The organism is Gilliamella sp. B2785 (assembly GCF_026537005.1).
Lineage (GTDB): Bacteria > Pseudomonadota > Gammaproteobacteria > Enterobacterales > Orbaceae > Gilliamella > Gilliamella apicola_E.
Genome location: NZ_JAFNNC010000003.1, coordinates 54,781 through 69,441 on the forward strand (window position 1 = coordinate 54,781; position 14,661 = coordinate 69,441).

Annotated in this window: 14 protein-coding genes; 2 read left to right on the forward strand and 12 right to left on the reverse strand. The window is 33.4% G+C overall.

Annotated features, from left to right (window positions below; translation table 11 throughout):
* Window positions 1-23: 23 nt before the first annotated feature.
* The 6 genes from ubiB to ribE all read right to left on the reverse strand — a co-directional run bounded on the left by ubiB (window position 24) and on the right by ribE (window position 5,447).
* Window positions 24-1,565, reverse strand: a complete 1,542-nt coding sequence (gene ubiB, locus J3U24_RS04530) for a ubiquinone biosynthesis regulatory protein kinase UbiB (RefSeq protein WP_267337049.1) — start codon at window positions 1,563-1,565, stop codon at window positions 24-26.
* A 15-nt stretch (window positions 1,566-1,580) separates the two neighbouring features.
* On the reverse strand, window positions 1,581-2,351 hold the full coding sequence (gene ubiE, locus J3U24_RS04535; RefSeq protein ID WP_065563595.1) for a bifunctional demethylmenaquinone methyltransferase/2-methoxy-6-polyprenyl-1,4-benzoquinol methylase UbiE: 771 nt from the start codon (window positions 2,349-2,351) through the stop codon (window positions 1,581-1,583).
* A gap of 62 nt (window positions 2,352-2,413) precedes the next feature.
* Entirely contained in the window at window positions 2,414-3,349 is a 936-nt protein-coding gene (gene nadR / locus J3U24_RS04540; protein WP_267337050.1) for a multifunctional transcriptional regulator/nicotinamide-nucleotide adenylyltransferase/ribosylnicotinamide kinase NadR, read from the reverse strand.
* Between the two features lie 144 nt (window positions 3,350-3,493).
* Window positions 3,494-4,531, reverse strand: coding sequence for a TrmH family RNA methyltransferase (locus J3U24_RS04545; RefSeq protein ID WP_267337051.1), 1,038 nt, complete (start codon window positions 4,529-4,531; stop codon window positions 3,494-3,496).
* Window positions 4,532-4,552: 21 nt separating this feature from the next.
* Window positions 4,553-4,972, reverse strand: a complete 420-nt coding sequence (gene nusB, locus J3U24_RS04550) for a transcription antitermination factor NusB (RefSeq protein WP_267337052.1) — start codon at window positions 4,970-4,972, stop codon at window positions 4,553-4,555.
* A gap of 4 nt (window positions 4,973-4,976) precedes the next feature.
* A complete protein-coding gene (gene ribE / locus J3U24_RS04555; RefSeq protein WP_065734663.1) occupies window positions 4,977-5,447 on the reverse strand; it encodes a 6,7-dimethyl-8-ribityllumazine synthase in 471 nt (156 codons plus the stop codon).
* A gap of 359 nt (window positions 5,448-5,806) precedes the next feature.
* On the opposite strand from ribE, the gene lpcA reads away from it, so the two are divergent.
* Both lpcA and J3U24_RS04565 read left to right on the forward strand, forming a co-directional pair.
* Window positions 5,807-6,382 (forward strand): D-sedoheptulose 7-phosphate isomerase, encoded by a 576-nt coding sequence (lpcA, locus tag J3U24_RS04560; RefSeq protein WP_267330468.1) that lies wholly within the window; start codon window positions 5,807-5,809, stop codon window positions 6,380-6,382.
* A gap of 1 nt (window position 6,383) precedes the next feature.
* On the forward strand, window positions 6,384-7,163 hold the full coding sequence (locus J3U24_RS04565; RefSeq protein ID WP_267337053.1) for a class II glutamine amidotransferase: 780 nt from the start codon (window positions 6,384-6,386) through the stop codon (window positions 7,161-7,163).
* Here J3U24_RS04565 and mdtH read toward each other — a convergent pair.
* From mdtH to pncB, 6 genes are all read right to left on the reverse strand, one after another.
* On the reverse strand, window positions 7,141-8,352 hold the full coding sequence (gene mdtH, locus J3U24_RS04570) for a multidrug efflux MFS transporter MdtH (RefSeq protein WP_065734665.1): 1,212 nt from the start codon (window positions 8,350-8,352) through the stop codon (window positions 7,141-7,143). The two genes, J3U24_RS04565 and mdtH, sit on opposite strands and share 23 nt — an antisense overlap.
* Window positions 8,353-8,811 (reverse strand): methylglyoxal synthase, encoded by a 459-nt coding sequence (locus tag J3U24_RS04575; protein WP_065734666.1) that lies wholly within the window; start codon window positions 8,809-8,811, stop codon window positions 8,353-8,355.
* Between the two features lie 133 nt (window positions 8,812-8,944).
* The gene (locus tag J3U24_RS04580; RefSeq protein ID WP_267337054.1) at window positions 8,945-10,090 is read right to left on the reverse strand and encodes a porin; all 1,146 of its coding nucleotides are present in this window, start codon (window positions 10,088-10,090) and stop codon (window positions 8,945-8,947) included.
* Window positions 10,091-10,399: 309 nt separating this feature from the next.
* On the reverse strand, window positions 10,400-11,539 hold the full coding sequence (locus tag J3U24_RS04585) for a porin (RefSeq protein ID WP_267337055.1): 1,140 nt from the start codon (window positions 11,537-11,539) through the stop codon (window positions 10,400-10,402).
* Between the two features lie 306 nt (window positions 11,540-11,845).
* Window positions 11,846-13,249, reverse strand: a complete 1,404-nt coding sequence (asnS, locus tag J3U24_RS04590; RefSeq protein WP_267337056.1) for an asparagine--tRNA ligase — start codon at window positions 13,247-13,249, stop codon at window positions 11,846-11,848.
* A gap of 161 nt (window positions 13,250-13,410) precedes the next feature.
* On the reverse strand, window positions 13,411-14,598 hold the full coding sequence (gene pncB, locus J3U24_RS04595) for a nicotinate phosphoribosyltransferase (RefSeq protein ID WP_065734669.1): 1,188 nt from the start codon (window positions 14,596-14,598) through the stop codon (window positions 13,411-13,413).
* Between the last annotated feature and the right edge of the window lie 63 nt (window positions 14,599-14,661).

Below are 14,661 nucleotides of genomic sequence, written 5' to 3' on the forward strand. Positions count from 1 at the left end.
TGAGATTCCAAAAAATAACTCGCTTAATGCCCGACAAGTAAAGCAATACATAAAAGACTAAGAATACTAATTGCAAACATTAATCTTTGTTGGTTTCTTTTACTACGTTGAAGTTGTTGATTAATCTGTTTTAACTGAACATGCATCAGCTTAGTCATCCGAGCCTGATCATTCAACTTTTCCGGTAGCTCAACAACAAGGTTTTTCCATTCTGGTAAGGAAGTCCAAACTTGATGTAATAACTTTTTAGCACTGTATTTATCTTCATACCAATTTTCTAAAAATGGTTTAGCTGTTTGCCACAAGTCAAGTTCTGGATAGAGTTGACGCCCTAACCCTTCTATATAAAATAACGTTTTTTCAAGTAAGGTTAATTGAGGTTGAATATCCATCTCAAATTGACGTGCAACTTGAAATAGTGATAATAAAATTTGCGAAAAGGAGAGCTCACCAAGTGGTTTAGCAAATGCAGGTTCGCAAACATTGCGCATAGCCATTTCTAATGCGGCAACATCCGTTGTTTCAGGAACCCAACCAGATTTGATATAAATTTGTGCAATTTTTCGATAATCTTGGTTAAAAAATGCAAGAAAATTTTCAGCCAAATAGCGTTGATCATCTTCAGTCAAAATACCTACAATTGCACAATCTATCCCAATGTAACGAGGATTTTGGGGTTCACTTATATCCACAAAGATATTGCCCGGGTGCATATCTGCATGAAAAAAATTATCCCTAAATACTTGGGTAAAGAAAGCTTGAACACCACGCTCTGCTAATAACTTCATATTGACATTATTTCTTTTTAATTCATCAACATTAGCTATCGGAGTACCGTAAATTCGCTCTTCAACTAAAACATTTTTTCGGCACAAATCTTGGTACACATAGGGAATATAAAGGATCTCACTATTAATGAAATTGTCGCGCAAACGAGCTGTGTTATAGGCTTCTTTCTGAAGATCCAATTCTTTTAGAAGCGTGTTTTCATAATCACTGACAATTTCTACAGCCCGTAACTTTTCACCAAATTTTATCCGTTTAGTAAATTGGTTAGCAATCCAATACATTAAGCGAATGTCAGATTTAATTATAGGTAAAATATTTGGTCGCAAAACTTTGATTACCACTTCAGCTTGGCTACTTTTTAAAGTTGCTGTATGAACTTGTGCGATGGATGCTGATGCTAATGGTTGATCATTAAAATCTGAAAAATAAAAATCTATAGGACACCCTAGAGCAGTTTCAATAATTTGTTTTGCAATTTTTCCATCGAAAGGGGTAACTTGGTCTTGTAATTTGGCTAGAGCATCGACAAGACGTTTTGGCAACACATCGCGTCTTGTTGAAACCATTTGCCCAAATTTTATCCATACCGGGCCTAGCTCTTGTAAGGCTTGACGCAACCTTTCACCAATCTCTTGTTGATTTGATTTAGGTCTAACCCAAAACAAACAAAACAATAATACTCGTAACCACCTTGAGACACGGTGTTTTGGTAATAGCTCTTCTAATCGATAAGCTCGAAATATGGTTAATATTTTATAAAGTCGAAAAAATGTCATTATTTGTTTATCATATTAAAATTTAAAACCAGTATGTAAGGCTACAATACCGCCTGTCATATTGTGATATTTAACATCGACAAACCCAGCATCTTCCATCATTTTTTTCAGTGTTTTTTGATCTGGGTGCATTCTGATAGATTCAGCTAAATATCGATAACTATCTGAATCATTCGCTACGATTTTTCCCATTAATGGCAACATAGTAAATGAGTAAAGATCGTAGGCTTTATTTAAAATTTGGTATTGTGGTTTAGAGAATTCTAGAATCAATAAACGCCCTCCTGGCTTTAAAACTCGCCACATAGATTCTAGCGCTTTTTGCTTATCAGTCACATTTCGTAGACCAAATGAGATAGTGATACAATCAAAATAGTTATCTGCAAATGGTAACTCCTCTGCATTTGCTTGTACATATTCAATATTTTTAAATAAGCCTTTATCTCGTAGTTTATCTCTACCAACCTTAAGCATCGACTCATTGATATCTGCTAATACAACTAAGCCATCATCTCCAACTATTTGTGAGAATTTAGCTGTTAAATCACCTGTACCACCAGCTAGATCAAGGACTTTTTGTCCTTTCCTAACACTACTATACTCAATAGTTATTTTTTTCCAGATTCGGTGAATACCAAATGACATTAGATCGTTCATGATATCGTATTTATCTGCAACAGAATGAAACACCTCTGCTACGCGTTTTACTTTATCTTGTTTTGGAACTTGGGTGTAACCAAAATCAATTTTATCCTGATTTTCATTTGGTTGAGAAGATTGAGACATAAAAATTCACCTATCACAAAAAGTTAGCTTATTTTAACATAAGCTAACCTAAATGTGATGAGCTAAATCAATAACGATTCAACCATTTTAGAAACAATTTCAAAATGCTGTAATGGAGTGGAATTCGCCGGTAATTCGTTTTCATGAATAATTAAATCAAATTGGTAACTACTTTTTAGTCCAATTAAAACTTCATTAGATTTGCCAAAAATTTGCTCGTAGTAGTTAGATAATGTCCCAAAATCGATCGAAGTAAAGAGAAGCTTATTAGCATTTTCTAATGATTTACTCATTCTCTCTACATGTAACATTGCAATTCTTAGATAATCATTTTCACTTAAGTAACGTTTATTTTCTAGAGTGGAAATTTCTCGTTGAATATAATTTATATACCCATTTGAAACATATTGTGTATTATAAATATTAGCTAATTTTACGGGCAATTCATTAAATTTATCATGTCCTATGATGGCGACTTTTTTAACAAAAAAAGGTCTAGCTGCTTGGGCAATAAAAGACCAATTTTGATAAGGATTTTCTCGAATTTTGGTTGCACTGATATTAACGAATTCACGATTAGCATCAATAACAACTACAGGGCAACCAAAATAGCGCTCATGCTCCGTTACATCTTGTGGTTCACTAGTAAACACAACAGATGGTTCAATTTTATTTTCTGATAATATATGTTTAATACTATCACTCCACTCTTTCCAACCATTAGGATAATAGTTAATTCCAGTTTCATCAGAAATATAAATATGAATATTATGTCTATCTTTGAAGGTATCTTTTAACCATGAAAAACGATCACTAACTTGTGGCTGTCTAGCTAAACGACTTTTCTCAAATAGTTGTTTATCGCGAGTTGCTTCACAACCAAGCATTACATGTAATTCATCAACTTGCGTTAACGCTTTTTCAATAAGATAAATGTGGCCACTGTGTAATGGATAGAACTTACCAAAAATTAAACCAACTCGATGTTTAGATGACATAATAATTACCAATACATTAAAAAACTCGATACCAATGTACAGAAAAAACAACCATTTTCTAACCAATTGATGCTATTTAATATAATGAGAAGATAAAAGTGTTAACTTCATCAAAATATTCAAAAATAACTAGAGCAATATCAATTAAGATTGATATTTAATAGTAGATAAAACAATCCCTGCTGCAACAGAAATATTTAATGCCGACATATTATCATTACCACTCAAATGCACAACATTATCAGCACAATTAATTAACTTTGTGTTAATTTGTTGAAATATAATTAATACAACTTTCTTTTTAAATTGAAGTTGTGATAATTCGGTTGATTTAATGGATTTTGACTGACATGGTAATAAGGCAATTATTTGATAACCATTCTTTTTTAATATATCTATGGATACAATAAAATCATCACTTTTAATTGGTTCAATCGCTTCAATACCACCTTCAGCGACTCGCATTGCTGATCCACTATCAAGCAAATTAGTTTGACGCAAAATGATACCATTAACGCCAAAAAAAGCAGCGCTACGAATTAATCCACCTAAATTATGAGGGTTATTAACATCATCAATCGCAAGAATACAATCACGAACTTTATCATCATGTTCATGTAAATAATCAAGTAAAGAGAGTGGTATCCGTTTTTTAACAATTAAACAGACTCCACCATGATGTAGGTTTTGAGTTATTTTAGTAATTTGTTCTGTTGATACAACGTCATAACCTAGTCGTTGTTTGACTAACCAATTAATTAAATCTTTAAACTGGTAAGTCATTTCTTGAGTAATAAATAATTTCACTATAGCAGAGCGTCGATGCTTAAATACAGCTCTACAACTATTTTCACTATAAACTAAAGTCTCTTCTTTTTTTTGTCGATACTCATCGTAACCAAATGTTGGAGTTTGATCGTTATCTTTAACTTTTTTTTGCCAGGGAGAATCATGTTCATCTGATAAATATAAGTTTACTTTAGATGACTTTATAGTTTTATTTAATGATTTTACTTTAAATGTTTCAATTCGATCATGTTTTGCTTTTGAATTAGAGTGAAGACTATCATTTTTACGCTTACTTCGATGATCATTGCCTTTGTTTTTTACAGATTTCACACTTGATTGACTATTTTTGGCATAAAAAATTGAAGGCCTGCTTTTTTCGATCGTGTCGTTCATAAGATTCCCAATTTAAGACAGTTATCGTGTACGAATAGTTGGAGCAACTTTATCCAATACACCATTTATAAATTTGTGGCTTTCTTCTGCGCCAAAAGTTTTCGCCAGATCAATTGCTTCATTGATAACCACTTTATAAGGGACATCATGTCTCTTCATTAATTCATAATTTGCAATTCGTAGTACCGCTAATTCAATTTGTCCTAACTCATCAACAGTTCTTTCTGTTAGGTAAGGTGCCATTTTTTCATCTAATTCTGCTGTGTTTTTGGCAACACCATGAAGTAATTCTCTAAAATATTTACTATCAACACCTTTCATATCTTGTTCAGCTATAAAACTGCTCTCAACATCAGCAAGATCATTTTTAGAAATTTGCCAAGAGTAAATGGCTTGAACGGCACACTCTCTTGCTCGACGACGAGGATTAACTAACGCCACTAAATTACCCCTTAATTGTTCTGATAACATTTAACATTTCAAGTGCGGTTAATGCGGCTTCAGCACCTTTATTACCCGCTTTAGTTCCAGCTCGTTCGATCGCCTGCTCAATACTTTCAGTGGTTAAAATTCCAAAACCAACTGGTATTGAATACTCTAAACTAGCATTCAATAAACCTGAACTTGATTCTCCAGCAACGAAATCAAAATGAGCCGTACTGCCACGAATTACCGTACCTAATGCTACAATGGCATCATATTTTTTTGATTGTGCAGCAACTTTTGCTGCTAAAGGAATTTCGTAAGCGCCTGGTACCCAAATAACTGAAATGTTTTTATCTTCAACTTGACCAATACGAGTTAATGCATCTACTGCTCCATTAACTAAACTTTCGTTAATAAATTGGTTAAAACGTGCCACGATAATGGCTACTTTAGCTTTTGGTGCAGCAACTTTACCTTTAACTATTTGCATATTTATTCCTTATCGATAGATTCTAGATGCAATTTTATAATCACTTTTAGTGAAAAATTTATAAGCCAATTATAGCACAGATTAAAGGGTTATCCTATTAGCAAAAATGGGGAATTAACATGTTTATAACAAGCATAAGTAAGTATGATTATTTGAAAGTTATTGTTTGTAAATTTACTGTTTATAAAGTGTAATTTTTACATTTATAAATTATCATTCCTTCAACAAAGATTTATAAATTTTTAATAATTGCATCAAAGTTTCTTCTTACTATAAGAAATTTAATTTTTATTACTTGCAAGCTATTATTAACGAATTACAATAATAAGAAAAAATTTCTACAAAAAAGGGGAAAATTGATGTACATTAACACTATTCGAGATGAGCTAAATCAAGCAATTGAAGTTTTAGCCAATTTCATTTCAAATGATGAAAATCTTAAACAAATCCAGCAGGCGGCCATTTTAATCGCAAACACATTTAAACAAGGTGGTAAAGTACTTTCATGTGGTAATGGAGGTTCTCATTGTGACGCTATGCATTTTGCTGAAGAGTTAACTGGCCGTTTTCGCGATAATCGACCATCCTATCCTGCCATTGCAATTTCAGATGTAAGTCATATATCTTGCGTTGGTAATGATTATGGTTTCGATTCTATTTTTTCTCGCTATGTAGAAGGTGTTGGTCAAAAAGGTGATGTTCTACTAGGTATTTCAACTTCAGGAAACTCAACTAATGTCATTAAAGCGATTGAAGCAGCAAAACAAAAAGGTATGAAAATTATCACTCTTACAGGTAAAGATGGTGGAAAAATGAATGGTTTGGCTGATGTAGACATTCGTGTACCTCATTTTGGTTATGCTGATAGAGTGCAAGAAATCCATATAAAAGTGATTCATATTTTGATTTTACTCATTGAAAAAGAGATGGCTTAATATGTGCGAATTATTGGGTATGAGTGCCAATGTGCCGACTGATATCTGTTTTAGTTTTACCAGTTTAATCAAACGTGGCGGTGATAAAGGTCCACATAAAGATGGCTGGGGAATAACATTTTATGAAGGTAAAGGATGTCGTACATTCAAAGATCCTGAACCTTGTAGTTTTTCACCTATAGCTAAATTAGTTCAACAATACCCAATAAAATCAACGGCAGTAATTGCTCATATTCGTCAAGCTAATCGAGGAGGAGTAGCTCTAGAAAATACCCATCCTTTTACTCGCGAATTATGGGGAAAAAATTGGACTTTTGCTCACAATGGGCAATTGACTGATTATCAAACATTAGATATAGGAATTTTTGAGCCTGTTGGGTTAACTGATAGTGAATATGCTTTTTGTTATTTAATTAACGAATTACATAAAAAATATCCCAAAAAACCAGATAATTACATTGAACTTTTTAATTATATTCGACAACATGCGATTAAATTAACCGAATTCGGTATTTTTAATATGTTACTTTCAGATGGTGAATATGTATTTGCCTATTGCTCGACTAATCTTCATTGGATCACCCGAAAAGCGCCATTTGGTAAAGCAAAATTAATTGATGAAGATGTTGAAATCGATTTTCAAAAGCATACTACACCAAATGATATTGTCACTATTATTTCAACTATGCCGTTAACCTCAAATGAAACTTGGCATAAATTAAACACTGGTGAAGCAATTTTATTTAAATATGGTGAAATTAATCAATTTTTTTCATCTTGACTAAATTAAAAGGTGGTTCATCCTTAAATAAATATTGTAAATAACCTAACGTTAATAAACCAACTAAAGTTAAAATAATCCACGGTAAATGCGGAAAACCCATCTTGATTGCAATTTCATAAAGCCAACCGGCACCGGTATAACCAACAAACCCACCTAAAGCAAGCCCTAATCGACTAAATCCCATATAACTACCTTTGGCTTTTGGATTAGTTAACACGGTTGCTAAAGTTTCTCTAGCCGGCTCAGCAATAATTGCACCAAGGTAAAAAAGCGCAATCAAGGATAGCAAAATAGATAATTGGGATGTAAATCCGATTATTATAAAGGCAAACGACATCAAAAGTAATCCAAATTTAAGGCGTTGATCTAATCTAAAATATTTTTCACTAAACCGAGCAATAGGATAAAGCAGAGTTAGTGAGATAGTTGCTTCAATCACGTACATCCATTTCACATAGCTTGAACTTCCTGAAATATTGGTAATAGTTAGAGGTAGCATCAACATGACTTGCACCCCAAGCACATAATAACCAGTTAAAGTAAGCACATAATGAGTAAACTTTTTATCTTTCAAAACCATTTTCATACCATTAATAATTGAAGCTTTACCAATTGCAATATGATAAGAGGGTAAAAAAAACAGATTAAAAATACCACATAAGAAAAAGATAAAAGCACCACACCAACAAACTAATTGGAAATCATAATCTATTAAGATACCACCAATAAGAGCACCAATAACTGCACCGGCATTATCTTGTATCATTAATAATGATATAAATTTGCCTCGTTCGTGAGGTCTAGTAAATTTTATGGTTAATCCCATTCGAGGTGGATCAAATAACAGTCCACCCAATGCAGACAATAAGCAAGATACAAGTAATAACCAGTGTTCAGTTGCTAAAGCCATTGAAATAAAGCCAATCGACCGCAAAAACATACCTGTTATGATCATAGGTTTTGCACCAAATCGATCAGCTATAGCACCACCAATTAAGCCAAATCCTTGTTGAACAAATTGACGAAATCCTAAAGCAAAACCAACAAATAGTGCACTCCAACCTACTTGGCTAACAAAGTGCGTAGAAACGAGCGGAAATACGACATAAAATCCCAATACAATAAACAGATTATCAAATAATAATATGTATCTACCTGTTTTGCGAACTTGTGAAGGAATTGGCATCTATTTTACTCTTTCATTTAAATAGCCTTGATAATCAGGGATCTCTATCTCCACTTCTTGAGTAAATATTGAGGACTGTATTAATGCGTTAGCTGTTGCTTGATTAGTTGCAACAGGAATGTTCCAAACCGTTGATAAGCGTAATAGTGCTTTTACATCTGGATCATGAGGAACGGCATTTAGAGGATCCCAGAAAAATATAAGAATATCAATTTTACCTTCTGCGATTAAAGCGCCGATTTGCTGATCGCCCCCCATTGGACCACTAAGCATTGGCGTAATATTTAATCCGGTTTCTTTCTTAATTAATGTACCTGTTGTACCTGTCCCACATAAATTATGATGAGAGAGTTCTTCGCGATTTGTTTTGCACCAATTTAATAATGCTTCTTTCAAATGATCATGTGCAACCAATGCAATGCTTTTCTTTGCAGGTAGCTTTCGAGTAATATAAAGCATCAAATAATCCTAATTCCTTATTATTTTGTGTATTTTTTAGCAAACTCTCTATTAAAGTGCAAGCAGTATTTGATCCAGAAAGACAAGAAAAAAGGCACCGAAGTGCCTTTCATCAAATCAAAAGATAAAATAATTAGAATTGATAAATTAATCCTAATGCAACAGTATCCTTAGCTGTTGCTTTAATTTGAGATTTACTAAATGTACCGTCTTCATATAAAGCACGACGTGCGCCAATATCATTCTTATCTAATAAATTGATTTTATAATCCACAATGGCTGATAAATTTTTATTGAAATCGTAAGTTAAGCCAACATCAACATATTTAACTAAATCATTACCTTTAAGGCCTGCATCACCACTTCTTGAGAAGCTTGAAGCATCTTGTACTTTATGTTGAATATATGCAACAGAAGGTGTTAAACGGCCAACTTCAAAGTCAATACCATATTGTGCAACTAATTCAAAACCTTTGGTTTTCAAATCATCAGTATTACTTGTACTTGACGCTTTTTCCCAACCATATTTTTGTTTACCTTGAATATAAAGTGCAGCTAAATAAAGATTGTAGTTATTATATTTAGCACCTGCTGACCATGCTTTAGCATCTTTATGTCCACCAGTTTGCGCATAACCTGCACCAATAGATAAACCACTATCAAGCACATCCCAATCAATTACAGAACCCCATGCTTCTGCACTATCATGGTCAGTACGATCATGCTTATTTAGATATTGAGTTGAACTATTATCTCCGTTATCTGCATACTGTACAGCAAAACGTAAACCGTTAACTAATCCAAAAAAGTTTGAATTACGGTAAGTCGCTACAGCTTTTGTTCTAGCCGTTAATGCATAAATATCATTATTTGAAGCATCACCACCAAATTCAGGTAAAACATCAGTATAAGAAGTTAAAGTTTTTAATACGCCGTCGTTACGACCGTAGTCAAATGAACCAAAATCACCGAAATTTAAACCAGCATATGCATAACGAGTTTCGTTATCAGCATCTGATCCAGTTTTTGCTTCATATTCCCAACGACCATAGCCACTCAAACTATCTGAAATTTGCGTTTCACCTGACATACCTAAACGGGCTGTCGTTTTGTCACCTTCGCCAGTTTGATTATTTCGATCAGTTAGATAATTTAAAGCATAGACTCGACCATAAAAGTCAACTTTATTGCCATCTTTGTTCCACACTTCAATAGAAGCGCCAGCTGTTCCTGCAATTAATAGTGCAGGAATAGCAATTGCTAATAGATTACGTTTCATTTAATTACCCTCTTAGGTATTTTATTATTGAAAAAAGATACAAAAATATTTGTTCTTGGTTTAATAAATAGTTGCTTTCAAATAGCAACTAAATTATTACTGGGATATCTACTATTGAATACTAGGTTTTTATTGAAACACTGTAGATTAACAATGTTTATCACATGTAATTCTGCGAATTAGGAACATTTTATGACTTAAAATTAATTTTTTTTAAGCATAAAATGTTTTTTTGTATGGTTTGACATTTAATAGGCGAAAAAAAAGGCACCTAAGTGCCTTTTTAAGATATTTAAGGATATTAAGAGATTAGAATTGGTAAATTAAACCAACACCTAACACGTCTTTAGTACCTGGTTTGTCCGAATGTTTACCACGTTGAACTTTGGTATTTTCTGCTGCACCAATATCTTTACGATCTAGCAAGTTAAATTTGTATTCAACAATTGCACTGAAGTTTTTATTTAGATCATAAGTTGCACCTAAAGATACATATTTCACTAAAGGTGAACTTGATGAATGATTTGCATAATGTGCATGATCATAACTTTGTTTATGTTGTACATAAGCTAAAGATGGTGTCAAGCGACCAACTTCTAAATCAATACCATATTGAGCAACTAATTCAAAACCTTTGATTTTCTCATCAGCATTATAGCTTCTACCATTATGATTAGTTACAGGTTTATTTTCTTTAATTTTGCTTTGGAAATAGTTAGCAGCTAAATATAGATTATAATTATCATATTTAATACCAGTTGTCCAAGTGCTATGACGATGTTCACTTGAAGATGATTGAGCATAACCTGCACCAGCTGTTAAACCTGTATCAAAAATACGCCATTGAGCATTTGCACCATAAGCTTCTCTTGATACATCATCATCAAAGGCTTCTGATTTGAAACGATCTTTTGTATTAGAATTATCACCATTATCAGCATATTGTAATGCAAAACTGATATCGTCAGTTAAACCGAATAAATTGTTGTTACGGTAAGTTGCAACAGCTTTAGTACGAGCTGAAAGCACGTTCCATTCATTGTTTGCTGCGTCACCACCAAATTGTGGTAATACGTCAGTATATGCAGTGATTGCTTTTAACACACCGTCATTACGACCGTAATCGAATGAACCAAAATCACCAAAGTTTAAACCAGCGAATGCATAACGAACTTCGTTAGATGAATCTTTACCTGCTTTAGCTTCATATTCCCAACGACCATAACCAGTGATGCCGTCAGTGATTTGTGTTTGACCAGACATACCTAAACGAGCTGAAGTATCATCACCTTCACCTACTTGTCCACGGTCAGTGATGTTGTTAGCAGCTTTTACTCGTCCGTAAAAGTCTACTTTGTTACCATCTTTATTCCATACTTCGATAGAAGCATTTGCACCTGCTGCTACTAAAAGAGCAGGGATAGCGATTGCTAATAGATTACGTTTCATTTCTTACCCTCATGGTTATTTTTCTTAAAAGACACGTCTTTTGGGTTGTGTCAATTTTGTTACAATGATTATTCATCCAAAAATAATGTTTTTAACTAATGTTTATAACTATTATTTTTATCTCAATTTTCACAGTACTGTAAATTATGTATAAAAATTTATTAAAATCAAGTGAACTTTTCCTAAAACTTCGTGTCTAAGCTTAAAATTGCATCCGTTTGATTAATTTTTATACGATTTTTGTATTTTATTTATATTAATTTTTATATCAACTGACAAAAAGTCAGTTGAAAATTTGAGCAAATTTTAGAAATTTGCATTACGCGGTGTTCTTGGAAATGGGATCACATCACGAACATTTTGTACACCAGTGACATACACAATCAATCGTTCAAAACCAAGTCCAAAACCTGAATGTGGAACAGTTCCATAACGACGCAAATCACGATACCACCAGTAGTCTTCTTTTTTAAGACCTAACTCATCCATACGTTTATCTAACATATCTAAGCGTTCTTCACGTTGCGAACCACCAATGATCTCGCCGATTCCTGGCGCTAATACATCCATTGCTGCAACAGTTTTACCATCATCATTCATACGCATATAGAATGCTTTGATATCCTTAGGATAATTTTTAACAACAACTGGCGCTTTAAAATGTTGTTCAGCCAAATACCGTTCATGTTCAGAGGCTAAATCAATTCCCCAACTGACAGGATTTTCAAATTTTGCATCACAGTTTTGTAAAATAGAAATGGCATCGGTGTAATCAACTTGAGCAAAATCAGCATTAATAAAGTTTTCTAAGCGATTGATTGCTTCTTTATCAATATGCTGAGCAAAAAACTGCATATCATCAGCGCGTTTCTCTAGTACCGTCTTGAAAACATATTTCAACATATCTTCGGCGAGTTTTGCATTATCGTTAAGATCGGCAAAAGCAACTTCCGGCTCCATCATCCAAAATTCGGCTAAATGGCGAGTAGTATTTGAATTTTCAGCCCTAAATGTTGGACCAAAAGTATAAACTTTAGAAAGTGCACAAGCATAAGTTTCTGCATTGAGTTGACCCGAAACAGTCAAAAAGGCTTCTTTACCAAAAAAATCTTTATCAAAGTCAATTTTACCATTATCTGTTTTAGGTAGATTTAACATATCAAGAGTTGAAACTCGAAACATTTCTCCCGCACCTTCTGTATCTGATGCGGTAATAATTGGTGTTGATAACCAGAAGAATCCACGTTCATCAAAAAATTGGTGAATAGCTTGGGCTAATGTATGTCGCACACGAGTGATTGCTCCAACAATATTGGTTCTAGCTCGTAAATGGGCAACCTCACGAAGATATTCAATTGAGTGACGTTTAGCGGCCATAGGATAAGTTTCAGGATCATCAACAAAACCATAAACTTCAACATTCGTTGCTTGCAACTCATATTTTTGACCTTGACCAGGCGATTCAACTACTTTTCCTGTTACTTTTACTGAACAGCCAGCAGTTAAACGTAAAATATCCTGTTCATAATTTGGTAGATCTTTTTCTATAACAGCTTGAATAGGATCAAAGCATGAGCCATCATAAACAGCCAGAAATGAAATACCGGCTTTCGAATCACGGCGCGTTCGTACCCAGCCTTGAACAGAAATAGTGCTACCAACAGCAATTTTGCCTTGTAACACGTCAACAATAGGAGCAACTGAATTCATTTTAATTATCCATCTCTATTTTATTATCTATATAGTTAATGTTATTAAAAGCAATATAAATTTAAAATGACTAACCATAGAAAATTTTCTTTATGATTAATAATACCGGTTAATAATATATTACTTATTAAATTTTTAGCATTAATAATCTACTTTTATTATTAATGATTGACTTTGAACGTTCTTTTCAATTCGTCAATAAAGGCCAAATCTTTCGAAATCGTTTTTCCAGGACTATCTGATAATTTAGCCACAGGTTGATTATTACATTCAGTGAGTTTTAACACAATATTCAAGGACTTGGTATTAAACTCTGTAGACGGAATGTCACAAGCTAAAAAACCGCCTATACCAAAAGATAATTTTACTCGGTTATTGAAGTATTGATAGATTTTAAGCGCTTTATCAAAGTTTAGGCTATCAGAAAAAACCAGTAATTTTGTTTTAGGATCAATTCCTAATTGCTGATAATGACGAATCGCTTTTTCGCCCCACTCTATCGGATCGCCTGAATCATGGCGTAATCCTTGATAATGAGAGGCTAAATAATAATCAAAATCCCGTAAAAATGCATCCATCGTAATACAATCAGTTAATGCAACACCCAAATCATGTGGATACTCATCTAACCAAACTTGTAGTGCCGTCTTCTGGCAGTCTTGTAAATTGGTACTTAAACGCTGATGAGCTTGAAACCATTCATGTGCTTGAGTACCAACTGGTGTCAATCCTAAACGATATGCCAATAAATAATTACTAGTACTATTAAAATTGGTAAAATGGTTTTGCAAATAACTAACAACGGCTTCTTGTACAGCAAAAGAGTAACGTCTTCGTGTGCCAAAATCCATCAAATTAAAACCAGATATATCAATATCATTAGTATCAAATATTGCTAATTTATCTTTAAGTCTTACCAGAGCTTGATCAACACCAATATTAGGAGAACGATCTTTATGAACAATCTCACTAATTACTGCAAGCAATGGTACTTCCCACAAAATCACATCGACCCATTTACCTTCAATTTGAATAACTAGCTGACCATCTTCATTTTTAATCGTTAACAATTGACTATTAAAATGCCAATTTTTTAGCCAATTTAAATAATCTGGTTTAAAAAAAGAAATATGCGACAAATAAGCGAACTCATCTTCAGTAAGAGCTAGAGACTCCATTAATTTAACTTGATGAGCAATTTGATCAGCATACTGACCAAGTAAATCATCACTACGACACCGGAACTGTGCATTCACAGTCACATCAGGATAATGATGAAAAACAGCTTGCTGCATATGCAATTTATAAGCATCAGTATCTAATATTGATGTAATTATTGCGGGTAACATGTCTATCTATTATCAGTTCTTTCAAGAAAATTCTGGAGATTATAGCAGAATAATAATTAAGAT

Excerpts from the sequence above, each read along its gene's own strand:
- J3U24_RS04565 (WP_267337053.1), top strand. The coding sequence starts at position 6,384 with ATGTGCGAATTATTGGGTATGAGTGCCAATGTGCCGACTGATATCTGT.
- J3U24_RS04575 (WP_065734666.1), bottom strand. The coding sequence starts at position 8,811 with ATGCTTTATATTACTCGAAAGCTACCTGCAAAGAAAAGCATTGCATTG.
- ubiB (WP_267337049.1), bottom strand. The coding sequence starts at position 1,565 with ATGACATTTTTTCGACTTTATAAAATATTAACCATATTTCGAGCTTAT.
- pncB (WP_065734669.1), bottom strand. The coding sequence starts at position 14,598 with ATGTTACCCGCAATAATTACATCAATATTAGATACTGATGCTTATAAA.
- lpcA (WP_267330468.1), top strand. The coding sequence starts at position 5,807 with ATGTACATTAACACTATTCGAGATGAGCTAAATCAAGCAATTGAAGTT.
- J3U24_RS04580 (WP_267337054.1), bottom strand. The coding sequence starts at position 10,090 with ATGAAACGTAATCTATTAGCAATTGCTATTCCTGCACTATTAATTGCA.
- mdtH (WP_065734665.1), bottom strand. The coding sequence starts at position 8,352 with ATGCCAATTCCTTCACAAGTTCGCAAAACAGGTAGATACATATTATTA.
- asnS (WP_267337056.1), bottom strand. The coding sequence starts at position 13,249 with ATGAATTCAGTTGCTCCTATTGTTGACGTGTTACAAGGCAAAATTGCT.
- ribE (WP_065734663.1), bottom strand. The coding sequence starts at position 5,447 with ATGCAAATAGTTAAAGGTAAAGTTGCTGCACCAAAAGCTAAAGTAGCC.
- ubiE (WP_065563595.1), bottom strand. The coding sequence starts at position 2,351 with ATGTCTCAATCTTCTCAACCAAATGAAAATCAGGATAAAATTGATTTT.
- nadR (WP_267337050.1), bottom strand. The coding sequence starts at position 3,349 with ATGTCATCTAAACATCGAGTTGGTTTAATTTTTGGTAAGTTCTATCCA.
- J3U24_RS04585 (WP_267337055.1), bottom strand. The coding sequence starts at position 11,539 with ATGAAACGTAATCTATTAGCAATCGCTATCCCTGCTCTTTTAGTAGCA.
- J3U24_RS04545 (WP_267337051.1), bottom strand. The coding sequence starts at position 4,531 with ATGAACGACACGATCGAAAAAAGCAGGCCTTCAATTTTTTATGCCAAA.